General features: G+C 53.8%; 28 protein-coding genes. 9 read left to right on the top strand and 19 right to left on the bottom strand.

Annotation, left to right across the window (positions count from 1 at the left end; genetic code table 11):
- Positions 1–33: 33 nt before the first annotated feature.
- Together IP582_RS14600 and sodC are read left to right on the top strand one after the other, a co-directional pair.
- Positions 34–930: an aldo/keto reductase family oxidoreductase gene (locus IP582_RS14600; RefSeq protein ID WP_193793630.1), complete on the top strand. Its 897-nt coding sequence runs from the start codon at positions 34–36 to the stop codon at positions 928–930.
- A gap of 78 nt (positions 931–1008) precedes the next feature.
- Complete coding sequence (gene sodC, locus IP582_RS14595) at positions 1009–1530, top strand: superoxide dismutase [Cu-Zn] SodC (RefSeq protein WP_193793629.1); 522 nt, start codon at positions 1009–1011, stop codon at positions 1528–1530.
- Here the strand turns inward: sodC and IP582_RS14590 are convergent.
- From IP582_RS14590 to IP582_RS14580, 3 genes are read right to left on the bottom strand one after another with little or no spacing between them, the layout of a single operon-like run.
- A complete protein-coding gene (locus tag IP582_RS14590; RefSeq protein ID WP_228007900.1) occupies positions 1520–3535 on the bottom strand; it encodes an FUSC family protein in 2016 nt (671 codons plus the stop codon). The genes sodC and IP582_RS14590 overlap by 11 nt on opposite strands.
- Entirely contained in the window at positions 3532–4395 is an 864-nt protein-coding gene (locus IP582_RS14585) for an HlyD family secretion protein (protein ID WP_193793628.1), read from the bottom strand. Before IP582_RS14585 ends, IP582_RS14590 begins: the two co-directional genes overlap by 4 nt.
- 2 nt (positions 4396–4397) lie before the next feature.
- Entirely contained in the window at positions 4398–4634 is a 237-nt protein-coding gene (locus IP582_RS14580; RefSeq protein ID WP_041851551.1) for a DUF1656 domain-containing protein, read from the bottom strand.
- 177 nt (positions 4635–4811) lie between these two features.
- Here IP582_RS14580 and slyA point away from each other — a divergent pair, with 177 nt between their 5' ends.
- A complete protein-coding gene (slyA, locus tag IP582_RS14575) occupies positions 4812–5252 on the top strand; it encodes a transcriptional regulator SlyA (RefSeq protein WP_041851550.1) in 441 nt (146 codons plus the stop codon).
- Positions 5253–5339: 87 nt separating this feature from the next.
- Here slyA and slyB read toward each other — a convergent pair whose 3' ends face one another.
- A complete protein-coding gene (gene slyB / locus IP582_RS14570) occupies positions 5340–5807 on the bottom strand; it encodes an outer membrane lipoprotein SlyB (protein WP_071195338.1) in 468 nt (155 codons plus the stop codon).
- Positions 5808–6087: 280 nt separating this feature from the next.
- Between slyB and anmK the strand changes: the two genes are divergently transcribed.
- The 4 genes from anmK to tyrS all read left to right on the top strand — a co-directional run bounded on the left by anmK (position 6088) and on the right by tyrS (position 9744).
- A complete protein-coding gene (gene anmK / locus IP582_RS14565; RefSeq protein ID WP_041851548.1) occupies positions 6088–7212 on the top strand; it encodes an anhydro-N-acetylmuramic acid kinase in 1125 nt (374 codons plus the stop codon).
- A gap of 95 nt (positions 7213–7307) precedes the next feature.
- Positions 7308–7631 carry a C-type lysozyme inhibitor gene (mliC, locus tag IP582_RS14560; protein ID WP_079498085.1) on the top strand — a complete coding sequence of 108 codons (324 nt, stop codon included), beginning with the start codon at positions 7308–7310 and terminating at the stop codon, positions 7629–7631.
- A gap of 57 nt (positions 7632–7688) precedes the next feature.
- Complete coding sequence (pdxH, locus tag IP582_RS14555) at positions 7689–8345, top strand: pyridoxamine 5'-phosphate oxidase (protein ID WP_041851546.1); 657 nt, start codon at positions 7689–7691, stop codon at positions 8343–8345.
- Positions 8346–8469: 124 nt separating this feature from the next.
- Positions 8470–9744 (top strand): tyrosine--tRNA ligase, encoded by a 1275-nt coding sequence (gene tyrS, locus IP582_RS14550; protein WP_193793627.1) that lies wholly within the window; start codon positions 8470–8472, stop codon positions 9742–9744.
- A gap of 69 nt (positions 9745–9813) precedes the next feature.
- Here the strand turns inward: tyrS and gstA are convergent, their stop codons facing one another.
- Both gstA and dtpA read right to left on the bottom strand, forming a co-directional pair.
- Entirely contained in the window at positions 9814–10416 is a 603-nt protein-coding gene (gstA, locus tag IP582_RS14545) for a glutathione transferase GstA (protein ID WP_193793626.1), read from the bottom strand.
- Between the two features lie 104 nt (positions 10417–10520).
- Positions 10521–12029: a dipeptide/tripeptide permease DtpA gene (gene dtpA, locus IP582_RS14540; RefSeq protein ID WP_193793625.1), complete on the bottom strand. Its 1509-nt coding sequence runs from the start codon at positions 12027–12029 to the stop codon at positions 10521–10523.
- Positions 12030–12771: 742 nt separating this feature from the next.
- Here dtpA and IP582_RS14535 point away from each other — a divergent pair.
- Positions 12772–13203 carry a CopD family protein gene (locus IP582_RS14535; RefSeq protein ID WP_193793624.1) on the top strand — a complete coding sequence of 144 codons (432 nt, stop codon included), beginning with the start codon at positions 12772–12774 and terminating at the stop codon, positions 13201–13203.
- A gap of 11 nt (positions 13204–13214) precedes the next feature.
- On the opposite strand, the gene nth is transcribed toward IP582_RS14535, so the two are convergent.
- From nth to blr, 10 genes are all read right to left on the bottom strand, one after another.
- Positions 13215–13850, bottom strand: coding sequence for an endonuclease III (gene nth, locus IP582_RS14530; RefSeq protein ID WP_041851541.1), 636 nt, complete (start codon positions 13848–13850; stop codon positions 13215–13217).
- Entirely contained in the window at positions 13850–14542 is a 693-nt protein-coding gene (locus IP582_RS14525; protein WP_193793623.1) for an electron transport complex subunit E, read from the bottom strand. The genes nth and IP582_RS14525 overlap by 1 nt, the downstream gene beginning before the upstream one ends.
- Positions 14543–14544: 2 nt before the next feature.
- Positions 14545–15165, bottom strand: coding sequence for an electron transport complex subunit RsxG (gene rsxG / locus IP582_RS14520; protein ID WP_193793622.1), 621 nt, complete (start codon positions 15163–15165; stop codon positions 14545–14547).
- A gap of 9 nt (positions 15166–15174) precedes the next feature.
- Entirely contained in the window at positions 15175–16227 is a 1053-nt protein-coding gene (gene rsxD, locus IP582_RS14515; RefSeq protein WP_125124442.1) for an electron transport complex subunit RsxD, read from the bottom strand.
- Positions 16228–18435 carry an electron transport complex subunit RsxC gene (rsxC, locus tag IP582_RS14510; RefSeq protein WP_193793621.1) on the bottom strand — a complete coding sequence of 736 codons (2208 nt, stop codon included), beginning with the start codon at positions 18433–18435 and terminating at the stop codon, positions 16228–16230.
- Entirely contained in the window at positions 18428–19006 is a 579-nt protein-coding gene (gene rsxB, locus IP582_RS14505; RefSeq protein WP_193793620.1) for an electron transport complex subunit RsxB, read from the bottom strand. The genes rsxC and rsxB overlap by 8 nt, the downstream gene beginning before the upstream one ends.
- Positions 19006–19587, bottom strand: coding sequence for an electron transport complex subunit RsxA (gene rsxA / locus IP582_RS14500; RefSeq protein WP_041851535.1), 582 nt, complete (start codon positions 19585–19587; stop codon positions 19006–19008). Before rsxA ends, rsxB begins: the two co-directional genes overlap by 1 nt.
- Before the next feature lie 77 nt (positions 19588–19664).
- Positions 19665–20102, bottom strand: coding sequence for a DUF2569 domain-containing protein (locus tag IP582_RS14495; RefSeq protein WP_193793619.1), 438 nt, complete (start codon positions 20100–20102; stop codon positions 19665–19667).
- 74 nt (positions 20103–20176) lie between these two features.
- Positions 20177–20392 carry a transcription modulator YdgT gene (gene ydgT / locus IP582_RS14490; protein ID WP_041851533.1) on the bottom strand — a complete coding sequence of 72 codons (216 nt, stop codon included), beginning with the start codon at positions 20390–20392 and terminating at the stop codon, positions 20177–20179.
- A gap of 240 nt (positions 20393–20632) precedes the next feature.
- On the bottom strand, positions 20633–20770 hold the full coding sequence (gene blr, locus IP582_RS14485) for a division septum protein Blr (RefSeq protein WP_041851532.1): 138 nt from the start codon (positions 20768–20770) through the stop codon (positions 20633–20635).
- Positions 20771–20985: 215 nt separating this feature from the next.
- On the opposite strand from blr, the gene IP582_RS14480 reads away from it, so the two are divergent.
- Positions 20986–22026, top strand: a complete 1041-nt coding sequence (locus IP582_RS14480) for an oxidoreductase (protein ID WP_193793618.1) — start codon at positions 20986–20988, stop codon at positions 22024–22026.
- Between the two features lie 32 nt (positions 22027–22058).
- Here IP582_RS14480 and add read toward each other — a convergent pair whose 3' ends face one another.
- The 3 genes from add to IP582_RS14465 form a co-directional block, all read right to left on the bottom strand.
- Positions 22059–23060 (bottom strand): adenosine deaminase, encoded by a 1002-nt coding sequence (gene add, locus IP582_RS14475; RefSeq protein ID WP_193793617.1) that lies wholly within the window; start codon positions 23058–23060, stop codon positions 22059–22061.
- Between the two features lie 205 nt (positions 23061–23265).
- Positions 23266–23700, bottom strand: a complete 435-nt coding sequence (uspF, locus tag IP582_RS14470; protein WP_193793616.1) for a universal stress protein UspF — start codon at positions 23698–23700, stop codon at positions 23266–23268.
- A gap of 193 nt (positions 23701–23893) precedes the next feature.
- Positions 23894–25450 carry a YdgA family protein gene (locus tag IP582_RS14465; RefSeq protein WP_041851528.1) on the bottom strand — a complete coding sequence of 519 codons (1557 nt, stop codon included), beginning with the start codon at positions 25448–25450 and terminating at the stop codon, positions 23894–23896.
- Positions 25451–25542 lie beyond the last annotated feature (92 nt).

Below are 25542 nucleotides of genomic sequence, written 5' to 3'. Positions count from 1 at the left end.
TACTCATGGCAAATTATTGCTGAGGAAGTGGTTATGGTTCAGAGAATTACCCTTGCGCCGCAGGGACCGGAGTTCTCCCGTTTTGTGATGGGTTACTGGCGACTGATGGACTGGAATATGTCTACCCGTCAGTTGGTGAGTTTTATTGAGGAGCACCTGGATCTCGGTGTCACCACCGTCGACCATGCGGACATCTACGGTGGTTATCAGTGCGAAGCGGCTTTTGGCGAGGCGCTCAAGCTGGCTCCCCATCTGCGTCAACGCATGGAGATTGTTTCTAAATGCGGCATCGCCACCACTGCCCGTGCTGAGAATGTGCTGGGCCACTATATCACCAGCCGCGATCACATTATCGCCAGCGCCGAACAGTCATTGGTGAATCTGGCGACCGAACGTCTGGACCTGCTGCTCATTCATCGCCCGGATCCGCTGATGGATGCCGATGAAGTGGCTGAGGCGTTTTTGCATTTGCACCAGAGCGGCAAAGTGAGTCATTTTGGCGTGTCGAACTTCACCCCGGCGCAGTTCTCCCTGCTCCAGTCGCGCCTGCCGTTTACCCTGGCGACCAACCAGGTTGAGATTTCTCCGGTTCACCAGCCGCTGTTACTGGACGGTACGCTCGATCAACTCCAGCAATTGCGCATTCGCCCGATGGCCTGGTCCTGCCTTGGCGGTGGACGTCTGTTCAACGACGAGGCGTTCCAGCCACTGCGTGATGAACTGGCGAAAGTGGCGCAAGAGCTGAATGCCCAGAGTATTGAACAGGTGGTGTATGCCTGGGTGATGCGTCTGCCGTCGCAGCCGCTGCCGATTATCGGTTCCGGAAAAATTGAACGCGTCCGTTCGGCGCTGGGGGCGGCAAGCCTTGAGATGACGCGCCAGCAGTGGTTCCGCATCCGCAAAGCGGCCTTGGGTTACGATGTTCCCTGATAAGCGCTAAGGTGACTTTCCGCCAAATCTTTTTCCCTGGTTTAAACTTACAGGGCAAAAGCCAAAAACGGAGGTCATATGAAGCGTTTTAGTCTGGCAATGTTGACACTGTTCGTCTGCGCCGGTGCGCAGGCGGCAAGTACCGAAGTGAAGATGAACCTCGTCACTGCCGAGGGGACGGGGCAGTCCGTCGGCACGGTGAACATCAGCGAAACCGATAAGGGGCTGAAATTTACGCCCGATCTAAAAGGACTCCCGCCCGGTGAACATGGCTTTCATGTTCATGCAAAAGGATCGTGTGAACCTGCGTTGAAAGACGGAAAACCCTCTGCTGCCGAGGCGGCTGGTGGTCACCTCGACCCCGATAAAACCGGTAAACATGAAGGCCCCGAGGGGATGGGGCATTTAGGAGATTTACCGGTGCTGGTGGTTAACAACGACGGTAAGGCGACCGATGCGGTGGTTGCGCCGCGCCTGAAAAAACTCAGTGACGTGAAAGACAAAGCCCTGATGGTTCACGTTGGCGGCGATAACATGTCTGATTCGCCGAAACCGCTCGGCGGTGGCGGGGCGCGTTACGCCTGTGGTGTTATCCGCTAGCGGAATCGGCCAGTGTGCCTGCTGCCGGGGCTTGCTCCAGTTGCGATAACGAGCAATACAATCGCCAGATAAGCGATGCCAGTTCCCGTGCGGCAGGTTGATGATGGCGTGCCAGCGCATCACAAATCCGTTGCAGTTCGCTAAGCGTTGCGGCCAGTGGGCGCTGTTGCACGCCGCGTTCACTCATCACATCGCGTAACAGACTCAGACAGAGATCCCTGACTTTCGACAAGGGATCTGAGCGTGCCTCCCAGTCGCGCAGTTGCCAGACCACATGCGAGCAGTTGAGCAAAACCACTCCCCAGCGTAATAACCAGCGGCGGGCGAGCGCATCTTTGCTGTTACTCAACTGACTAATATGGTGATAAACCACCGACTCAAATTCATGCTCGCTCATCGTCGGCATTCGGCTGAGCTGGTCGACAAAGCCTCGCCGAAGCGCACGAATATGACGGCGGCTTTTGCGTGCATCTGACCCTGGGCGCAAAACGGCAAAAGAGAGCCACGCCAGCGCCACGCCGAGAATTTTCGCCAGGTCGTCATTTAAAAAATCCGCGAGATCATAGACTGGAGGATTGGTCACCGAAATAAACGATCCCATAAAAACAATCAATTGCCCCCATAATCCGGCCAGTTTGGGCATTTGGAGCTTGAGCAACTGCATCGTGGTCAGCAGTGGCAGCAAAAATAACAAGAACACCCATAAATCGCTGATCTGTACCATCAGACCAAACTTCACGACGAAACTGAATAATGTCAGCAACGCGAGCGTACGTAGAAGAAGCGTCAATGAATTAAACGGGGCGGGAGAAACCGAATAGAGTACGCAACTGATGGCGGCAAGGGTCAGCGCCGCATCGCCGTGCTCCCACTGGCTGGTGATCGTCCAGGCGCCCACCAGACTCAGTGCACAGAAAGTACGTATCCCGCTCCATAGCGCCTCGGCGTTATCGGTAAAGCGCGCCAGAGCACGGCTTCTGGGCAGTGTAAATTCGGTTATCGGGGTGGCATTTTCAAGGCGCGCCAGCCACCGGCTGCTGGCAAGATACAGTCGGCAGAAATAGCGCAAGCGGTGCCAGAAGGCGCGGTGCCGATAGTCGTCGTCATTCACCGGCGCGAGAGGGGCAATAATGCGCGCTACGGTATAAAAGTGCGCACCGGGCCGGGCGAGCTCCGCCAGCAACGTTTCGAGTATTGCTCGCGTATTCTCAGGCGGATGCGGCCAGTTCAATAGCAGGCGGCGCAGGCTGGAGATAACGCTGGTCAGACGTAACTGCTGATGGAGCAGGTGGTTGAGAAGCCGGTTCTGACGACGAAAACGATAGTGGCTCCAGAAAGCCTGGATGCGCAGCAAATTCATGGTCAATATCTGCCCAATCACATTTTCATGGGCGGTGCGGATGGCGTCGGTTATCTCCTGTTGCCAGAGCAGGCTGGCATGTTCGAGCAGGCGGGCGTGCATCTTTTTCAGCGCGCTCAGCAACGCGGTACCGTCAGACGTGCTCGGCATGATCATCATCATCATGCCGCCACAGCAAATCCCCAGCAGCACCTCACAAACGCGCGCCTGGGCGATATCCCACAGTTCGGTGGTGTCCGTAATATTGACCACCGGAAAGGCAATAATCGCGGCGGTGTACCCCGCAAGCTGGAAGGCGTAAGCGACGTTATTACTGAACTGCGCGCAGGCCCAGGTACAAAAACCTATCCATGCGGCCATAGCGAACAGAAACAACCACGGATCGTTAAGCGTATGTCCGGCAATGATCATCGCCGCCGTCGCTCCCAACAGGCTGCCCGCGACGCGACCGAGACTTTTACTGATCACCCCGCCCACGGTCGGAAAACTCACGACGGCGGCAGAAGTCATTGCCCAGTAAGGCTCATCCAGATTGAGGTAATAGGCGACGGTCAGCGCCAGGCACATCGCAATACTGTTGCGCATGGCGTACCGCCACTGAGGACGCGTCGCGGTAAGCCAGGGCAGGGGAAACGCGATTTTCACTTCGCCCCGCCGATCGATACCGTGCAGGTGGTGCCGGACACCAGTGTCACATCGGCGGGCAGGGAATCGAACTGAATCCGAACAGGCACGCGCTGGGCCAGACGCACCCAGGGCACATTCGGCTTGATGTCTGCCACCAGACCGCTGTCGGTCTCGACGCTCTGGTCATAAATTGCCCGACCAATACTGGAAACGTGACCCTGTAACGTGATATTGCCGCTATAGAGAACGATTTGCGCCGCAGCACCTTCGCGAATATGACGCAATTTTGTCTCTTCGAAATACCCCACCACATAAAAAGAGTGGCTGTCGATGAGTGCAAACAGCGGTTGCCCGGCGGTGGCGTAGTTGCCGGTGCGGGTGGAGAGATTGGTTATCCAGCCGTCTACCGGGGCTTTTACCTGCGTTTGTGAAAGCTGCCATTGCGCCTGTTGCAGGGCGGCCTCGGCCGCATTGACGCTCGCCTGCATCGCCTTCACATTGATATTTGCGGTATCGAGATCTTCTGCTGAAATATAATTTTTCGACAAATGGCGGCGACGGTTGGCTTCATTATTGGCTTTGGAGAGATCGGTCTGCGCGCGCGCCAGTTGCGCCTGGGCATTCAGCACGGCAATTTTGTACGGTGTGTCGTCGATTCGGAACAGAATATCGCCCGCTTTAACCAACTGGTTGTCTTTGATATTCAGCTCAGTAATGCTTCCTGACACCTGCGGGGTGATGCTGACCTGCTCGGCGCGGACTTTACCGTCGCGCGTCCAGGGGGCCTGCATGTAGAAGTTCCATAACCACCAGGCAGCGGCGAGCGCCACGGCCAGAATCAGTAACGTCGAAAAGTATTTAAGTGATTTCAGGCGCATAGTTACCACATGATCAAAAAGCCGAGAGACAGACTGATAGCGATCACGAAAAGTGAGAGATCCATCAGGATGGGATGCCAGATATCCCCTGCGTACATCCAGTCACGCAGTAAGCGATGCAAAACCAGCCACACCATAAACCCCAGCAGTACTGCTTTAAAGATAGGGGGAAAGTAGACCGAAGCGCCGAAGATCAGGTCCTGCAGGGGAAATTCCGGGGAGCGAATTGTCAGCGTCAAAAGCGTTAGTCCTTTACAGAAAGGTTCACCGGTTCGTTTTGACGGCGAAGACCGCCAGACGGAGATATTAAGAATGGGCGAACACGGTGAAGGCAGCAATGCATTTGTTTTAGCAATATAAATGCTGCACACTATTCTAAAATGAGTATAATAACTTAGCAAGCTAATTATAAGGAGATGAAATTGGAATCGCCATTAGGTTCTGATCTGGCACGCTTAGTGCGCATCTGGCGTGCTCTGATTGACCATCGCCTGAAACCTCTGGAATTGACGCAAACGCATTGGGTCACGCTGCATAACATTCATCAGCTGCCTCCCGATCAGTCGCAAATTCAACTGGCAAAAGCGATCGGCATTGAGCAGCCTTCGCTGGTGCGTACGTTGGACCAACTGGAAGAGAAAGGGCTTATTTCTCGCCAGACCTGTGCCAATGACCGCCGTGCAAAACGGATCAAATTGACAGAAAAAGCTGACCCGATCATCGAAGAAATGGAAACGGTGATTAAGCAAACGCGGGGCGAAATTCTTTCCGGTATTTCACCGGAAGAGCTGGATTTGTTGATTAGCCTGATTGCCAGGCTGGAACAGAACATTATTGAGTTGCAGTCGCGAGACTAACGCTCAGCTGTAATTAAAAAGCCTCGCATCGGCGAGGCTTTTTTTATCCCAACGTTCAGGTTGTCGCCTGCGAAGGCAGTGATGCCATTAACGCGGGGAGACGGTAACCTGGCGACCATTGCTTGCCAGTGCGACACGCTGGCCTGCGACGAAACGGGAGTTGCCCTGTTTCTGCACAACCATAATGCTGCTGCCATCGTCTTTACGAATTTCCAGTTCCACACCCTGTGATTTATTCATCGCACCCTGTACGCTCTGACCGGCTACGCCACCCGCCACAGCACCCGCCGCTGTTGCAAGAGAACGCCCGGTGCCACCACCCACGGTGTTGCCCAGGAAGCCACCCAGTACCGCGCCACCCAGAGCGCCGACAACGTTGCTGTCGTCACCTCCCTGGATCTGTACCTGACGAACGTTAACAATGGTGCCGTAAGTGACATTTTGTACTTGTTTGGCTTCTGAGGCGGAATAGACATCTCCGGAAAGAGTACTGTCATTAACACAACCCGCCAGAGTAAATCCAACCAGCGTAACTGCCAGTGCACGTAACATCATCTATGAATCTCCTGTTCACCAAAACATGCTCAGTTGAGCATCCGTCATGGTTAAATTATATGGCATTTAGTCACACCAGGTCACATCTTCTGCCAAAACATAGCAAAAATAATAACAATGATGGATTTAACCGGTCCTAAACAAGCCGATTATAAGCGTCTGCCGCTGTTTTTCCTTCAGTGAGCTCTGATTTGATTGTTAAAAAGTATTTGTAATCGATAGCTTTACAAAACACTTTATGGTGGAGTGAGCGTCTAAAGCCCTGCAACGAGGAAGGCGTATGAAATCGGGTCGCTATATTGGCGTAATGTCGGGAACAAGCCTTGATGGTGTGGATGTTGTGCTTGCCGCTATTGATGACAAGATGGTCGCCCAACAGGCCAGTCTCACCTGGCCGATGCCGATAGCGCTGAAAGAGGCTGTTCTGAGCATTTGCCAGGGCCAACCGCTCACCCTGTCGCAACTGGGCCAACTGGATACGCGTCTGGGCAAACTCTTTGCCGAAGCTGTCCTTGCTCTGATGGCGCAAGAACAACTCAGTGCAAAAGATATCGTGGCTATTGGTTGCCACGGTCAAACCATCTGGCATGAACCCACCGGCGATGCGCCTCATACCCTGCAAATTGGCGATAACAATCAAATCGCCGCGTTAACCGGTGTGACCGTGGTCGGGGATTTCCGCCGCCGCGATATTGCCCTTGGCGGGCAGGGGGCACCGCTGGTCCCGGCGTTTCATCATGCGTTACTGGCACATCCCATCGAGCGCCGGATAGTGCTGAACATCGGCGGCATCGCCAATATCTCACTACTTTTCCCGGACAAGCCGGTCCGCGGTTATGACACCGGGCCAGGAAATATGCTGATGGATGCCTGGATTTGGCGTCAACTTGGCAAGCCTTACGATAAAGACGCCCAGTGGGCGAGTGGTGGGAAAGTCGTCCTGCCGCTGCTGCAAAACATGCTCAGCGATCCCTATTTTGCTGCACCCGCGCCGAAAAGCACCGGACGTGAATATTTTAACTATGGCTGGCTTGAGCGTCAGTTGGCTATTTTCCCGGCGCTGGATCCGCGCGATGTCGAAACCACGCTGGTAGAACTGACGGCGGTGACGATTTCCGAACAGGTATTGTTGTGCGGCGGCTGCGAACGGTTGCTGGTCTGTGGCGGGGGGAGCCGTAATCCGTTGTTGATGGCGCGCCTGTCTGCGCTGCTGCCGGGTACTGAGGTCACCACGACGGATGAGGCGGGAATCAGCGGCGATGATATGGAAGCCCTGGCCTTTGCCTGGCTTGCCTGGCGTACGCTGGCCGGTTTACCCGGCAACTTACCTTCGGTAACGGGGGCATCGCAGGCCAGCGTGCTGGGGGCTATCTATCCGGCTAATCCGCGACAGAATCAGAGTTAACTGACTTTCACCCAGGCTGCGTACCGTTAGACTCCGGGGTTTACGGAGGATGTTATTCGCGTCCTCCATGACCAGGACAGTCTCGGGAAAACCTAATGAAAAGAGTGTTAATCGCCTGCCTGCCCGCGCTTCTCGCCGGGTGTAGTTACTACAACCAGTTTGTTGAGCGCATGAATACGGATACGCTTAACTATCAGTGTGACGAAAAGCCGCTTACGGTGAAATTGAACCATCCCCGCCAGGAAGTGAGTTTTATTTATGACAATACGCCGCTGATCCTCAAGCAAGGTCTGTCGGCGTCGGGGACACGCTACACTGACGGTATTTATGTTTTCTGGTCGAAGGGTGATGGCGCCACGGTATACAAGCGCGATCGCATCGTACTGAATAACTGCCAGTTACAAAATCCGCGGCGTTGAGATTTTCGCAAGGGGGGGGCACAATAGCCCCACCTGATAATTCATCTTGCTAACGCCATGTCTGATAACGATCAATTGCAGCAAATCGCGCATTTGCGCCGTGAGTACACCAAAGGCGGCTTGCGCCGCGCCGATCTTCCCTCCGAACCGTTGCCGCTGTTTGAGCGCTGGCTTGGTCAGGCGTGTGAAGCCAAACTCGCCGACCCGACCGCGATGGTCGTTGCGACTGTTGATGAAACAGGCCAACCTTACCAGCGTATTGTGCTGCTCAAGCACTATGACGAGAAAGGGCTGGTGTTTTATACCAACCTGGGCAGCCGCAAAGCCCACCAGATCGAGAAAAACCCGGCTATCAGCCTGCTGTTTCCGTGGCACATGCTGGAGCGCCAGGTCATGGTGATCGGTAAAGCTGAGCGCCTTTCTACCCTCGAAGTGGTGAAGTATTTCCACAGCCGTCCACGCGACAGCCAGATTGGTGCGTGGGTCTCGCAGCAATCCAGCCGGATCTCCGCGCGTGGCATTCTCGAAAGCAAGTTCCTTGAACTCAAGCAGAAGTTCCAGCAGGGCGAAGTGCCGTTACCCAGCTTCTGGGGCGGCTATCGCGTCAGTATTGAGCAAATGGAGTTCTGGCAGGGAGGCGCGCATCGTCTCCACGACCGTTTTTTATACCAGCGTGAAAATGACGCATGGAAAATTGATCGCCTCGCGCCGTAAACCCTGAAAAATGTTGCGCTAAGCGCTGGTGCTCCTGCATCCGGCGCTTTATTCTATGTAACTTTCGCAACTGGCGAAAAGTCGTGTACCGGCAGAGGTGCAGTCGTTTTAAATGGAGAATTTGATGGCAAGCAGTAACTTGATTAAACAATTGCAAGAGCGCGGGCTGGTAGCCCAGGTGACGGACGAGGAAGCGTTAGCAGAGCGACTGGCGCAAGGCCCGATCGCGCTCTATTGCGGCTTCGACCCTACCGCCGACAGCTTGCATTTGGGGCATCTTGTTCCATTGTTATGCCTGAAACGCTTCCAGCAGGCCGGGCACAAACCTGTCGCGCTGGTGGGCGGCGCGACGGGGCTGATTGGCGACCCGAGTTTCAAAGCCGCTGAGCGTAAACTGAATACCGAAGACACGGTGCAGGAGTGGGTGGATAAAATCCGCAAACAGGTTGCGCCGTTCCTCGACTTCAACTGTGGTAAAAACGCGGCGATTGCGGCCAACAACTACGACTGGTTCGGCAATATGAACGTGCTGACTTTCCTGCGCGATATCGGCAAGCACTTCTCCGTTAACCAGATGATCAACAAAGAAGCGGTGAAACAGCGTCTGAACCGTGACGATCAGGGTATCTCGTTTACTGAGTTTTCCTACAACCTGCTGCAGGGTTACGACTTTGCCTGCCTGAACAAACTGCACGGTGTGGCGCTGCAGATTGGCGGTTCCGACCAGTGGGGGAACATCACCTCCGGTATCGATCTGACCCGTCGCCTGCACCAGAATCAGGTCTTTGGCCTGACCGTTCCGCTGATCACCAAAGCTGACGGCACGAAGTTCGGCAAAACCGAAGGTGGCGCAGTCTGGCTCGATCCGAAGAAAACCAGCCCGTACAAATTCTACCAGTTCTGGATCAATACCGCGGATGCTGACGTTTATCGCTTCCTTAAATTCTTCACCTTTATGGACATTGAAGAGATCAATGCTCTGGAAGAAGAAGACAAGAACAGCGGCAAAGCACCGCGTGCCCAGTATGTGCTGGCCGAGCAGGTGACCAAACTGGTTCATGGCGAAGAAGGGCTGGTGGCGGCAAAACGCATTACCGAAAGCCTTTTTAACGGCAACCTGAGCGATCTCAGCGAGGCGGATTTCGAGCAACTGGCGCAGGACGGTGTGCCGATGATCGAAATGGAGAAAGGCGCAGACCTGATGCAGGCGCTGGTAGACTCGGAGCTGCAGCCATCTCGTGGTCAGGCGCGTAAAACCATCGCCTCCAACGCGGTCACCATCAACGGTGAGAAACAGTCTGACCCGGAATATTTCTTCCAGGAAACGGACATTCTCTTCGGTCGTTATACGCTGTTACGTCGCGGTAAGAAGAACTACTGTCTGGTGTGCTGGAAATAACCGGCAGATACGCGAAACATGAAAAAGGAGTGGGAAACCACTCCTTTTTTATGGCAAAAGCGTGGAAGATTAAATCCCTTCTGCGGCCATTGCGGCGGCAACCGCCGGACGAGAGGCCACGCGTTGCATATAGTTGGCAATATTCCCGGCCTGCGGGAAGTTCAGTTTCACCGCTACCGCCCAGCGCAGTACCGTGAACAGGTATGCATCGGCAATGGAGAAGTTTTCGCCGTTAATCCACTGTTGGCCTGCCAGCGCCGCGTCCACATACTCCAGTTTCTTTTCCAGCAGAGCGCGGGCGGTAGGTTTGAACGCTTCCGGCGTATCCGGACGAAACAGGGGAGTAAACCCTTTGTGCAGCTCAGTTGCCACGAAATTCAGCCACTCCAGCGTTTTGTAACGGCTCAGGAACCCCACCGGCGGCAGCAGGTCGCTTTTCGGTGCGCTGTCAGCCACATACTGCATAATCGCCACGCCTTCGGTTAACAGGGTGTCGGCATTGATTGCCAGTGCCGGGATCTGTCCTTTCGGATTGATGGCCAAAAAGTCATCACCATTCTCCAGGCATTTTTTTGCTAAATCCACGCGTGCCAGTTCAAACTCTTTACCTGCTTCACGCAGAACAATATGGGAAGCCAATGAGCAGGCGCCTGGTTTATAAAACAGTTTCATTCTTCACTCCGGTGGTTGAATTCGGGCATAGGTTATTACCTGCAGGTATAAAAAAAAAGCCGTTAACGTGCGTTAACGGCTTTCTGCTGAAACTCTGCGCAATCTTATGCTGTCGCTGTTTCCGACGCTTTCGCGGCTTTATCGCTATCATCACTCTGCGTCATGCGGTTTAGTTTCGGCGCGGCGAGGATCATCAGCGCGGCGATAACAGCAGTCACAATACCGATTTGCAGGAAGACGTGACCGTAGACATCCAGTGACATCAGTGGGTCGGTGACGTTTTCCGGGATAGCCATCTGGTTTGCGACGTAGCCTGCGATGATGTTCGCACCGGCGGTCGTCAGGAACCAGCTACCCATGATAAAGCCCATCAGACGCTGTGGAACGAGCTGTGCCACCATGGCGAGGCCCAGACCGGAAATCATCAGTTCACCGATACTCTGCAGCCCGTAGCTCGCAACCAGCCAGTTTACGGAGACGATACCAGCATCAGAGGCGAACTTCGCGCCCAGCGGCAGGATCAGGAATGCACCTGAACACAGCACCATACCGATGGCAAACTTATACGGCATTGGCAGGGTATCGCCCATTTTGTTATAGATAGCAGCCAGGATCGGGCTACCAATAATAATCCAGAACGGGTTCAGCGCCTGGAACTGCTCCGGTTCGAACGTGATACCCAGCAGCGTATGTTCAACGTTACGAATGGCGAAGAAGTTCAGCGATGTCGGCATCTGGCTGTACAGGACGAAGAAGACAATGGCCTGCAGCATCAGAATGAAAGCGACGATCATTTTACGACGCGCCGCGCCCTGCAGAGCAAATGTCTCTTTTGCGAAAAGGCACACGATGCACAGTGCAACCACACCCAGCACCATACGTGCGATGCCCTGGTTATGCAGCAGCCATGTGGCGATGGTAATCAGGATAGCAACGCCGACGATGGTCGCCAGCAGGTAACCCATACGAACCGGCTCGAAGTCAGGTTTAGAACCGTAGTTTTTGACCCAACGCTTGCAGAACGCGAAGTTCACGATGGTGATCAGCAGACCGACGACGCTCAGGGCAAACGCGGTGCTCCAGCCAAATTCTGCAGCCAGCCACGGGGTAGCCAGCATAGAGAAGAATGAACCGACGTTAACAGCCATGTAATACATGGTGAATGCACCGTCGAGACGCGGGTCATCTTTTGCATAGCAGGTGGAGAGCAGGGAAGACGGGTTGGCTTTAAACAGACCATTACCGACGGCGATCGCCGCCATACCCATATACACGATACTGGCATCATGACCAGACCACGCTACCAGTGCGTAACCGATGGCCAGCACAATGGCCCCCAGCATGATAACGCGCTTTGTCCCCAGAATTTTATCGCCCAGCCAGCCGCCAATAGCGACAAGACCGTAAACCAGCGCGCTAAAAGAGGAAAACAGGGTAATGGAGTCCGCTTCGGACATACCCAGTTGTTTAACCAGGTAGACAGCCATGATCCCCTGCAGACCATAGAAGCCGAAACGCTCCCACAGCTCGATGGAGAAGATCAAATAGAACGCTTTAGGTTGTTTGAAAGCGTTCAGACTCACACTTTCGGTTGGTTTGTTTGCAGTTGACACATAGACCTCTTTTTTTACATCCCATATTAATGGGGTGATTCGAGACGCGATGCCCAGTATTCATCGCGCTTATAATTATTGCGGGAGGGAAAACGGCGGGTAATGTTCCTGATCCTGGGATTCGAGGCAAGGCTTTTGTAATGATCTGTTACATTTATCTTTAGCGATATTATAATCCAGTGTCGGAAATGTTATTCAGAGTTAAATTTTGCAGGGTAATTAAAGGCAGTTTTTTTCACTAATGCAGACCGGTAAAATTTGGTCAAAGGTGATATCTTCTGCTGTTAAGCGGTAATGGCAGTTTATCAGCCTGGTCTGATTATAATTAATGGTCTTATGTGTTGGTTTAACCCCTGCATGACACTCTCTGACCTTGTTTTCGTTCAGCTAAAGATCCTTTTTTTAACACGCTTGCATCAATGTGATAAAAATCACACATCTGTAGAATTTTTTTGTCATAAAAAAACATTGGCTCTGATTAAAAGCTAATAAGCAACAGATAATATGATAAAAATGCGAGTTATGCCGTATAAAGCGCGTTAACAAGAAAACATTACAGGTATGCATTTTTGCTTATAGCAAAGTATGAACAGCAGAACCCATTACTCACGCCTATTGCCTTGTTCATCAGAATGCAGTAGATCAATGTTTTCACGGATTTTTTCCTATAAATGAGCAAGTCGATGACAGTGTTACGCGATACTGTCAAAGTCCTTCTTTCGTAACTCTTTGGAGTCATTTCATGAACGTGCATTCGTGGCTTAACGCACTACATATCATCGCGGCGATAATCTGGATTGGTGGAATTTTTGTCATGGCCACGGCTGCGGCCTGGTGTGCACAGGCGGTGGGCAAAAATGCGCCGACGGCGACAGCGCTGGCGGCATTTGTGCGCAACTGGAGTCGTAAAGTCACCACCCCGGCGATGATCGTGCTGTGGGGCATGGGGCTGGCGATGGTGCTGGCACATGGACAGATGCCGCATCTGTGGCTGATTCTCAAACTGGTGCTGGTGGTGTTGCTGTCAGGTATTCACGGAATGTTATCCGCAACTTTACGTCGCCTTGCTGGCGGTGAAATCACGAAGGTGCCGGGGATGGTGCCACGCGCCACGACCATCGTCATTGTGGCCGTGGCGGTCATCATTTTGCTGGTTGTTTTTAGACCGTTCTGAGTAAAGCGAATTCAGAGCTCGGTTTTGCTCTCGAATTCGCATAAATCTTCGATAATGCAGGAGCCGCAGCGTGGCTTACGGGCGATGCAGGTATAGCGGCCATGCAAAATCAGCCAGTGATGACAATCGACCTTAAATTCCGCCGGGACGACGCTCAGCAGCTTTTCTTCAACCTGCTCAACGTTTTTCCCCGGCGCGAAGTGGGTGCGGTTACAGACGCGAAAAATATGCGTATCAACAGCAATGGTCGGCCAGCCAAAGGCCGTGTTCAGTACCACATTAGCCGTTTTCCGCCCGACACCCGGTAGCGCTTCCAGCGCCGCACGATCTTCGGGCACCTCGCCGCCGTGTTTTTCCACCAGAATACGGCAGGTCTTAATGACGTTTTCCGCTTTAGTATTAAACAGACCAATGGTCTTAATATAGGATTTGACCCCCTCGACACCCAGCTCCAGCATGGCGTGCGGGGTATTGGCAACCGGGTAGAGCAGGGCAGTTGCCTTGTTCACGCTGACGTCGGTTGCCTGCGCAGAAAGCAGTACCGCAATCAGCAGTTCAAAAGGTGAGTTGAAGTTAAGCTCTGTCGTCGGGTGCGGATTGGCATCCCGCAGGCGGGTGAGGATCTCCCGTCGCTTTGTTTTGTTCATCAGGCCTTCCCGGGCACCGTGTGGGCAGTTTCGTCGGCAACGGTCGCTGCACGACGTTTCTTCGTTCTCTCGTCAATCAGATATTTGATGGCCAGCAGCATGCCAAGGCCGATAAATGCCCCCGGCGGCAGCATGGCCAGCAGGAAGGACGAGTCGGTATGGAACACTTCAATACGCAAAACTTTCGCCCAGTCGCCCAGCAAGCCATCCGCGCCGTCAAATAAGGTTCCGTTGCCGAGGATTTCACGAATCGAACCCAGTGTAAACATGGTGCAGGTCGCCCCCATGCCGATGGCAAAGCCATCAAGGGCAGACAATCCCGGGCTTTTTTTGGCAGCAAACGCCTCCGCGCGCCCCACCACGATACAGTTGGTGACAATCAACGGAATAAAGATACCGAGCGACTGATACAAACCGTAGGCATAAGCGTTAATCAGCATCTGTACGATGCTCACCACGGAGGCGATGATCATTACGTAAATAGGAATACGGATTTCAGACGGCGTCCAGTGGCGTACCAGTGAGATCGTAAAGTTGGTCAGCGTCAGCACAAGCGTAGTGGCAAGGCCAAGGCCCAGCGCATTGGTCGCAGTGGAGGTCACCGCCAACAGCGGGCACATGCCTAATAACTGAACCAGCGCGGAGTTATTCTTCCATAACCCCTGGACAATAATGTCTTTAATTTCGCTCATGGTTACTCTCCACAGGTCGGTAAACTGGAAAGTTGTGCGGGCAGCGTCGGCGCGTACAATCCGGCGCGTTTCACCGCATTGACCACCGCTCGCGGGGTGATGGTCGCTCCGGTGAACTGATCAAAATCGCCACCGTCTTTCTTCACTGCCCAGTGCGGGTCATTGGCCCCTGCGATTTTCTTGCCCGCGAAATGGGTGATCCAGTCAGAAAGACGCAACTCTATTTTATCGCCCAACCCCGGCGTTTCGTGATGCTCGATCACGCGGGTGCCAAGAATGGTACCGTTAAAATCGGCGCCTACCAGCAGTTGAATAACGCCGGAATAGCCGTCGGGTGCCGTCGCTTCAATGACCGCAGCGACCGGCGTATCGTCTCTTCGGGCTATATAGACTTTATGTTTGCCTTTCCCCAGCGCCGGGTCATCAACCACATAACAGCTCTCCTGCAAGGCGTTATTATAGATGTCGCCAGGCAATACCTGACCAAACAATGCCTTTTGCTGCTGCACCGCCTGGTCGGCAATGGTCGATTTGGTCAACTGGTGAATTGCTGCTGTCATTCCGGTTGAGGCCGCCGCGAACAGCGTCAACGTCATGCCGTATTTACGCATGGTATCTAGCATGGCGACTCCTTAACGATGGCCGTACACGCGTGGGCGTGTGAAGTAATCAATTAATGGCACGGTAATGTTTGCCAGCAGCACGGCGAAGGCCACGCCGTCCGGATAACCGCCAAAACTACGGATAAGCCAGACCAGTAATCCCGCCAGGGCGCCGAAAATCAGGCGGCCTTTATTGGTTGTCGAGGCGGTAACCGGGTCGGTCAGAATAAAAAACGCGCCCAACATAGTGGCACCTGAGAGCAGATGCAGTTGCGGCGACGCCAGACTTTGTGGTGAGAAAATCCAGCCCAGTGTTGAACAGACAGTCAGCGAAACCAGGAAGGCTACCGGGATATGCCAGCGAATGGTTTTCTGCCACAGCAGGAAGATACCGCCAAGCAGATACCCCAGATTGACCCACTGCCAGCCCGCACCCGCCAGCACGCCGCTGTAAATGGCCGATTTGAGGATCTCATCGACCGGATGTCCGGCATGAAGCGATGTTTTAAAGGTATCCAGCGGTGTTGCCTGGCTGATGCCATCAATCCCCATTCGCAGGCTATCCATCGTATGGCCGGTAGCTGCATGCCCAGTGAAGATGATTTGTACGGCATCCATCAGGCCCGGAACCGTTTTGGCTATCTCAAAAGGTGGTAACCAACTGGTCATCTGTACCGGGAAGGAGATCAGCAGGACCACATAGCCGATCATTGCCGGGTTAAACGGGTTATGCCCAAGGCCGCCATAGAGTTGCTTAGCAATGATAACCGCGAACACCGTACCCAGCACCACCATCCACCAGGGGGTAAAGGGCGGAACGCTGACCGCCAACAGTAAACCGGTCAACAGGGCAGAGTTGTCCCCGAGGATGGCCCCGATTTGCTGTTTACGCAGCCGTAATACCAGCGCTTCTGCCGCCAGCGCACTCCCGCAGGCAAGGATAATCTGCAACAACGTTCCCCAGCCGAAGAACCAAAGTTGTGCTGCAATACCTGGCAGGGTCGCAAGCACGACCAGCAGCATAATGCGCGATGTCTGGCGCTGATTATGGGTATAAGGGGAACTGGCAATTCTGAAAACCATTTAATCCTCGTTAACTGCTTGCTGTGCGGCTTTTTTTGCCTGAACCCGGGCGATAGCTGCCGCTACGGCCGCCTTTCGGGGATCGTCATTTGCGGCAGGCGCTGGTGCGGCCTGCTGTTGTAATTTTTTGGCTTTTGCCCGCGCGATAGCGGCTTCGACGGCTGCCTTACGCGGGTCGACAGGTTCAGCGGCAACGGGGGCCGGGGTTTCCACCGGCACGACGACGTCGCTGGCGCCTTGCTGTTGTAATTTTTTTGCTTTTGCCCGGGCGATAGCGGCTTCGACGGCTGCCTTACGCGGGTCGACAGGTTCAGCGGCGACGGGGGCCGGGGCTTCCACGGGCACAACGACGTCACTGGCCGCTTGCTGCTGCAATTTTTTGGCTTTTGCCCGTGCGATAGCAGCTTCGACTGCTGCCTTGCGCGGGTCGACAGGTTCAGCGGCGACGGGAGCCGCTTGCGTGTCTGTGGCTCCGGCTTTACGGGCTTTAGCGCGTGCAATCGCCGCTTCGACGGCTGCCTTGCGCGGATCGACAGCTTCGCTGGCGACAGCGTTACTTTCCGGCACATCTTGTTGCTGCGCTTTTTCTGCCTGACGTGCGCGCGCCTGCGCCTTACGCGCCTCGCGGGCGGCAATCACCTCGCTATTATCCGGTACGCTTCCGGCCTGAACCACGATGGGTTGCGCGCTGGTGGCCTGTTTTTCACGCACGCGGGCGAGGGCAGCGTCAATTGCCTGCTGATCTTTTGCGGCAGGCTGGACGGCGGCTTTTTTGTGGCGCTCAGCGCGAGCGGCTTTTTCCCGCTCCAGGCGCGCCTGACGCGCCTCAAAGCGCGCTTTAGCTTCAGCGTTGCGCTTTTCTTCCTGCGCAATGGCGTAAATTTCGGCTTTTTCCTGACGAAAATACTGGACCAGCGGGATATTACTTGGGCAGACCCACGCGCAGGCACCACACTCAATACAATCGGACAAATTGTGCGCAGTGGCTTTGTCATGCTGCTGGCCTTTACTGAACCAGTAAAGCTGCTGCGGCAGCAGATCCGCCGGGCAGGCATCGGCACAGGCGCTACAGCGAATACAGCCTTTCTCTTCCTGCTGCTCACCCATTTCACTGGCCGAGGGCGCCAACAGGCAGTTGGTAATTTTCACCACCGGAACATCAAGCCAGGGCAGGGTAAAGCCCATCAGTGGCCCACCCATGATGACCAGTTGTTCAGCGGAGGGACAAAAACCGGCATGTTCCAGCAAGTGACGCACCGGTGTCCCCAGACGTGCCCAGACGTTTCCTGGTTTGCTGACGCTCTCCCCGGTCAGTGTTACCACACGTTCGGTGAGAGGTTCGCCGTCGATAATGGCGCGTTTAATGGCATAAGCGGTGCCGACGTTTTGCATCAGCACGCCAATATCGGATGAACGACCACCGTGCGGAACCTGCTTGCCGGTCAGAATCTGTGTCAGTTGTTTTGCACCGCCGGACGGGTATTTGGTTGGGATGACGCGTAGCTGGATGTCATGCGAACCAGCCAGTACCGCACGCAGCATGGAAATGGCCTGCGGTTTGTTATCTTCAATACCGATCAGCACCTGGCGCGGTTGCAGAATATGCATCAGAATGCGCACGCCTTCGACTATCTGCGCGGCGCAGTCCTGCATCAGGCGGTCATCAGCGGTGATATAGGGTTCGCACTCGGCGGCATTGATAATCAAGGTCTCGATAAGATCGCCGCCACTTTTCAGCTTCGCGCCGGTCGGGAAACCCGCACCGCCCAGCCCGGCAACGCCAAACTGGTGTATACGCTCAATCAGCGCGTCGCGATCGCGAGAGCGATAATCGCTCCAGCCGTCACGTTCAATCCAGCGATCTTCTCCGTCAGCCTCAATAATGACGCTCAGTTCGGGCAGGGCTGAGGGATGCGCGGTAGAGTGGGGGGCAATGGCGACAATAGTACCGGAGGTTGGCGCGTGGACTGGCAACATCCGCCCGCGACCACGGGTCAGCGGTTGACCACGTAGCACGCTGTCACCCACATTGACGCACAGTTCACCCTCAGCACCGATATGCTGTTTTAACGGTATAACAAATCGCGTCGCCAGCGGAAGCTGGCGCAGCGGTGTACCACTGGACTGTGTTTTCATCTCCGGCGGATGGATACCGCCGTGGAAATCCCACAGTTTGTCTTTGCGAAAAGCAGAAAATAACTTAAGCATGTTGTTCCACGGGAATGATGCGCACGGGAATGGCCTGCAGGTCCCATTTCCAACTGGCGGTGGTCGTCTCCACCGGGCGCAGTTCAATACACTGCGTCGGGCAGGGATCCACACAGAGGTTACAGCCGGTACAGAGTTCACTCATTACCGTGTGCATGGCACGGGTCGCGCCGACAATGGCGTCGACCGGACAGGCCTGAATACATTTGGTGCAGCCGATGCAGTTCGCTTCATCAATAATAGCGAGCATGCGTACCGGTTCGGGCACGACGACGTCACCGTCGATAGGCTGCGGCTCCACATTTAACATTTCGGCGATTTTCAGCATCACCGCTTCACCGCCGGGTGCGCAGCGGTTAATTTTCTCACCCTGCAGGCCAACGGCCTCGGCATAAGGGCGACACCCAGGGTAACCGCACTGCCCACACTGGCTCTGCGGCAAGAGATCGTCAATTTTCTCAACGACGGGATCGTCTTCTACCGCGAAACGACGCGAGGCATATCCCAGTACGACACCAAACAACAACCCGAGCACGCTCAGGGCCGCGATGGCAATCCAGATTGCATTCATTACAACTTCACCAGACCACTAAAGCCCATAAAGGCCAGAGACATCAAACCGGCGGTAATGAGGGCAATCGCATTACCGCGAAACGGTGCGGGCACATCGGCGACGACAAGACGTTCACGGATGGCGGCAAACAGCACCATGACCAGAGAAAACCCGACGGCGGCGGAAAATCCGTACAGCGCGGATTGCAGGAAATTATGCCCGAGGTTGATATTTAGCAATGGCACGCCCAGCACCGCGCAGTTAGTGGTGATAAGCGGCAGAAAAATCCCCAGCAGGCGATACAGCGCCGGGCTGGTTTTGCGCACCACCATTTCGGTGAACTGCACCACCACGGCAATAACCAGGATAAACGCCAGCGTACGCAGATAGATGAGATCCAGCGGAATGAGCAGCCAGGTATCGATAATCCACGCGCAGATAGACGCCAGCGTAATAACGAACGTTGTGGCAAGCCCCATGCCCATCGCGGCTTCGAGCTTTTTCGAAACCCCCATGAACGGGCACAGGCCAAGAAATTTCACCAGTACGAAATTATTGACCAGAACGGTTCCGATAAATAGCAGCAGATAGTCTGTCATTATTTGGCCTGAAATAAAAAAAGCCGCCTATTATCGGTCAAACAGCACCGGGCGACAACAGGATAACTGTAAGGTTATTACGGGTTCACAAAGGTCGCTTTGACCCGCTGCGATCGCTTGAAATAGGGCACAATCAGCGCGGCGGCGAGTAATGCCGATAAAAGCCCGCGTACCGCCACGTCGTCAGAAACAGGGGAGAAGGCAAAAGCTTTTAGCGCCAGCAGCACGCTAATCAGTAACCAGATAATCATATGTTTCAGCACGCTACGGCGGCGTTTAAAAAAGGCGATAATCAGCCATAGTGTGTAATACCAGACGCCTGCCGCCAGGGCAAAAGAGGCAAACCAGGTCAACAGTTCCGCCAGGGGCCGTACACCGATGGCGGCAATGACCAGCGGAACCTGAGTTTTAGCGACATCCACGAGCCGCAACGTCTGGCCCAATAACGCGACCAGCAACCAGGCTAAAGGCGCAAGCAGCCAGCCGCCGATTCTTTCTGCAGATGTCGTTACCATGCTTGTTCCTCACAGGCGGTCACTGATTTATCGGCCGAGGAGTATAAAGCATTATGCGCCAGATGCCAGTGGCGTTATTGCACGTAATGCCACACGGACTTTGGTACACGGCCTATATCGAACAGGCGGCCACCGGAAACCAGCTCAGCCCGGCGATGATCGGCGGCGCGATACATGTTAATGATTTCTTCGTTGTCGGTCAGTGTGTAGTTAAGGTGATCGAACAATTTTTCCAGACTTTCAAGTGAGCTGATTTTGCGGAATTTTAATAAATAATCCTGAACGGTCATTTTAAGCGTTATCCATGTTATAAAAAGGCATTAATACATTCGCGGGTATTTCGTTCGAATAATAGTCGGGCTTATCAGGACGTAAATTGTCTCTGAATGTATCGCCATGAAATTAGGAATTTTCTTTAAGGTTAAATGGATGCCAGAACGGCATCCGTCAAGAAGATTAGCGCTCTTCGCCACGCCTGGCAATACGCAACGCAGTACCATAATTAGGTATACCCGCGTTCGCTTCACATTTTATTTTTTCTGCGCGACGATACTCTGTTCCGGCGGCTGGTAATTATCGATATGACTGGCGAACACCAGAAGAACGGTCGAAACACCCAATACAACCCAGCCTGTTAATTCAATAATCCGATTGATGATAGTGGCCATAACTCTACAACTCCCTCAGGTCTGATTTGGGATGTTACCTGGGCGAACAGCGGACGACAAGGGACCGACGCCTGTTTTTGGAAAATTCCGTATCATTAAAGTAATTACATGAGAAACCCTGTTTTCACGGTTAAATTCCTTAAGCGCATATGTCGCTGTTGTCCCTGAAAGAGAGATGGTGTGAAATACACGTTCCAATAACGAGAGGCCGCTTTATGAATGACAATATCCGTGTCGGACTAATTGGTTACGGCTATGCCAGTAAAACTTTCCATGCGCCGCTGATTGACGGCACGCCGGGAATGGAGCTGGCGGCAATCTCCAGTAGCGATGAGTCGAAAGTGAAGGCGGACTGGCCGGCAGTGTCGGTCGTATCAGAACCGAAACATTTATTTAATGATCCGAAAATCGACTTAATCGTCATCCCCACGCCTAACGACACCCATTTTTCGCTCGCCAAAGCCGCGCTGGAAGCGGGCAAGCATGTCGTCGTGGATAAACCCTTTACGGTGACGTTGTCACAAGCAAGGGAACTGGATGCGCTGGCGAAAAGCTGTGGTCGCGTGCTGTCTGTGTTTCATAACCGGCGCTGGGATAGTGACTTCCTGACGCTGAAAGCCTTGCTGGCCGACGGTGCGTTAGGCGAGGTGACCTTTTTTGAATCACACTTTGACCGTTATCGCCCGGAAATTCGTAACCGCTGGCGTGAACAGGCGGGGCCGGGAAGCGGTATCTGGTACGATCTGGCCCCGCATTTACTGGATCAAGCCGTCAACCTGTTTGGTCTGCCTGTCTCGCTGACGGTGGATCTGGCGCAACTGCGTCCAGGCGCACAGGCGACAGATTATTTCCATGCGGTGCTCTCTTACCCACAGCGCAGAGTTATCCTGCATGGCACGATGCTGGCCGCGGCGGAATCAGCGCGTTATATCGTGCACGGTACCCGTGGTAGCTACGTGAAGTTTGGCCTCGATCCGCAGGAAGAGCGCCTGAAATCGGGTGCGAAACTGCCGCAGGAAGACTGGGGATACGATATGCGTGACGGGGTATTAACCCGAGTCAATGGCGATGCCCGTATTGAAGAAACCTGGCTCACGGTGCCGGGCAACTATCCGGCCTATTATGCGGCAATTCGTGACGCGTTAAACGGTGCGGGAGAAAACCCGGTTCCGGCAAGCCAGGCCATCCAGATAATGGAACTTATCGAATTGGGTATTGAGTCGGCAAAACATCGCTCGACGCTCAATCTGACCTGAATAAAAATGCCGCTCAAATGAGCGGCATTTTTTTACCCCTGTAAAACCTTTTCTTTGAGAGCCTGTTTTTCAGCCGCAGAGAGAAACGCGATTTCCAGACCGTTGATTTGCGCCTGGCGAATCTGTTCGCGGCTCAGTCCTGCGGCAGGGGCGGCAACCTGATACTCATGACCAATCTCCACACCCTGCACGGCCGGATCGTCTGTGTTAATCGAGGCCAGTACGCCATGCTCCAGGAAGGTTTTCAGCGGATGTCGTGCCAGTGACGGCACGGTGCTGGTCTGGATATTGGACGTCAGGCAGGATTCGATACCGATACGCTGTTCGGCCAGAAATGCCATCAGTGCCGGATCTTCAATTGCTTTGACCCCATGACCAATACGCTCTGCGCCCAGCTCGCGAATCGCCTGCCAGATGCTTTCCGGGCCAGCCGCTTCGCCCGCATGCACGGTGATATGCCAGCCTGCGTCGCGCGCACGGTTAAAGTGGGGCAGGAACAGACTACCGGGGAAACCCAGCTCATCACCCGCCAGATCCAGCGCTGTGATGCTCTCACGATGAGCCAGCAACGCTTCAAGCTCCTGTAAACACGCAGCTTCACCAAAGGTACGGCTCATGATGCCAATCAGGCGTGCCTCGACACCAAACGCCTGACTGCCTTCGTGCACGCCAGCAATAACCGCTTCAACCACGCCAGCGACAGGCAGATTGTGCGTCATCGCCATGTAGCCAGGGGAGAAACGCAGCTCAACGTAATGCAGACCCTGGCGTGCGGCATCTTCCATATTCTCATAAGCCACGCGACGGCAGGCATCAAGGGAGGCCAGCACTTTTACGCCCCAGTCCAGCTTCGCAAGGAAACTCACCAGATCGGGTTCGTTGGCGGTAACCTGCACGTGCGGCAGCAATGTTTCAAGCGTTTGCGCGGGAAGGGGAAGATTAAACTCACGGCCAAGATCGAGAATGGTTTGTGCCCGAATGTTGCCGTCCAGGTGGCGATGAATATCAGTTAATGGCAAGTTGGTATCAATCATGGTCGCACTCTTATTTTAAGTAAAGTGCGATACATTATACCACATGTCAGCAGCGCATTAGCATTAGTGGTAATAGATTGAATTTATGATGAAGTTTTACGCGTGAAAACGTAAAAATGACCGCGGACTGTTGGCACTTTCTTTATCTCCCCCTGCAGCGATTACAGGGGGAGTCATGACGTTATATTTCTAGCCATTCAGCAGACTAGCGAACAACAAGCACCGGGCATTTTGCGTGGCGGACCACCGCTGCGGCATTTGAACCTAACAAATAGGTGGTCATATCTGGCCGGTGTGAAGCAATGATGATGAGATCCGCTTGAATGGTATCCGCGAGTTTAAGGATCTGATCCTTTGGCGTCCCGGTAACAGCATGCGTCTGCACTTTTTCCATTGGAATTTTAAACGTTTTGACGATTTCATTCAGCCGCGATAACGCCTCTTCTTGCAGGTCTTTTAATTTTGGTAATGCTGCTGAATATGCCAGTCCCAGCGTTGAATAATAAGGATGAGAAGGGATAACCGTCAAAAAATGGACTTTCGCAATATTAATAACGGCGTGTGCCTGAACATACGGGATGACTTGTCGGGTCAGTTCGCTTTCGGAAATGTCGATGGGTACTAATATGGAGCGATACATATAGACCTCCTGTATGAATTCATACAGGCTAAATAGTATGCTATTAGCCACAAAAAAAGTGTATGATTGGTTTCAGTTCCCGGTAAATAACAGCAATTACGACTTTTGTCGTAGCATCGATTTTATTTTTCAAGCGTAACGGTTGAGCGGCGCATATAGCTGAAAAAAGCCCCTTGGGTAAGGGGCTTTAGGGTTACTGCTGCGGCACCGCAGGTTCTACAGGAGCGGTCGGATCATCCGGCGTTTCCGGTGAATCTTCCTGCTGTGGCATTGAGGGCAGGCCAAACATGCCGACAAATTCGTCCAGCGGCATTTTCTCGCCGTTCAGTGTCACCTGACCGTTAGCGTATTGCAGGCTGGTGCCAATGGTGTTGTTTTCGAGGGTCGTAATACGGAACATCTGACCCATTGCCGCCAGGCCTTTTACCTGCTGGCTTGCCAGTTTGGCTGCTTCATCCTGTTGATAGCCTTCCAGCTTCGCAACCTGAGTCATAAACTCAACGGCCATATCCATCGGGATAGTTAGCTTGCTGTCCAGCGACTTAACATTTTTGTCCACTTCCTGGGCCAGCGTCTGCGGCGGCGCGCTAACAGCCGTATCGGCGGCAGGATTTTTCAGGAACAGGGAGAGGTTGAGTGCCGTTTCGCCTTTGCTGTTCTTCCAGCTCAACGGAGCAATGGTGATGACAGGCTCACCTTTTAACAGCAACGGGAAGGCATTAAAGAAGGCTTCCGCCGCCTTTTGCTGATAGAGCGCCGGGTCCTTCATGACATCTGGCTGTGCCATCAACGCCTGTGTCTGAGCGTTATACTGCTGGCTAAACTGGTGCCAGGCTTCGCCGTCAATCTGGCCAATCTTCAGCGTCAGGTTGCCACTGCCCATCTCCTGATTCTGGATTTTCAGGCTCTGGATGGTGTAGTCGAGTTGGCTGTTAATGGTTTTGTTATCTTTCGCGACCTCAGATTTGCCGTTCAGATTCATCCCTTCAATGACCGCCATCTCTTTGTTTTCAATAGAGATAGCCAGCTTGTCCAGCGTCACTTTCTGGCTGCCAACGCGCTCGTTAAAGCTGGCAAGTTGGGTCGAGCCTTCCGTTTTCAGGTTATTGAGGGAAAGCTGAATTTTCTGACCGTATTCGTTAACCGTATCAACCAGCGCGCTCTGCGCCTCGCCGCTGACGGTAACCGCATTGCCGTCTTTATCGGAACTGATGCGGAATTCACCCCCGCTAAAGGCCACTTTCTCGCCCTCTTTTTCCGAGTTAAGCGGGTGCAGCGTGAGATCCGTACGAGTATCGCCACTGTAAGCGATGCGGGTCTCTGCGACGAACGGCGATTGCCCTTTGGCGATATCAAACAGCGGCTTCGTCATCTCATTGTTGACGAGCGTGGAATGTACCGATGCCATCGATGGGATGACGTTCAACTTTTTAAGTTGCGCCAGTGGGAAGGGACCATGATCAATATTTTCATGCAGTACGATGGTCTGGCCCGGCTTAAACCATGGGTTTTCCTTACCCTCGACCGGTTTTACCACCAGTTCCATCTGGCTGCTGAACAGGCCCCGATGGTAGTTTTGAGAAGATAACTCCACGCTGGCCTCAGGCGCGGTACGTTTAATTTGTTCATTCGCCTGGCTGATCATCTCCCCCAGACGGCTTTCAAGCTGTTTCCCCGTGTACCAGGCACCACCTGTCCAGATGATTCCGAGCGCAATAACAACTCCGGCAGCAACCAGCGTTTTTTTCATCGTTATTATCCCTAAAAATAAAACCAGGCGGGATCATCCGCCTGGGTATGTGAAAAGGCTCTGTAGAGCTTAGCAATCCTTGCTAAAAAGTT

Origin of the sequence: Citrobacter sp. BDA59-3, assembly GCF_015167655.1 — a bacterium.
In the GTDB taxonomy this organism is placed as follows: Bacteria; Pseudomonadota; Gammaproteobacteria; order Enterobacterales; family Enterobacteriaceae; genus Phytobacter; species Phytobacter diazotrophicus.
The sequence above is the reverse complement of the archived record's forward strand: the minus strand, read 5'-3'. Positions and strand labels throughout refer to the sequence as shown.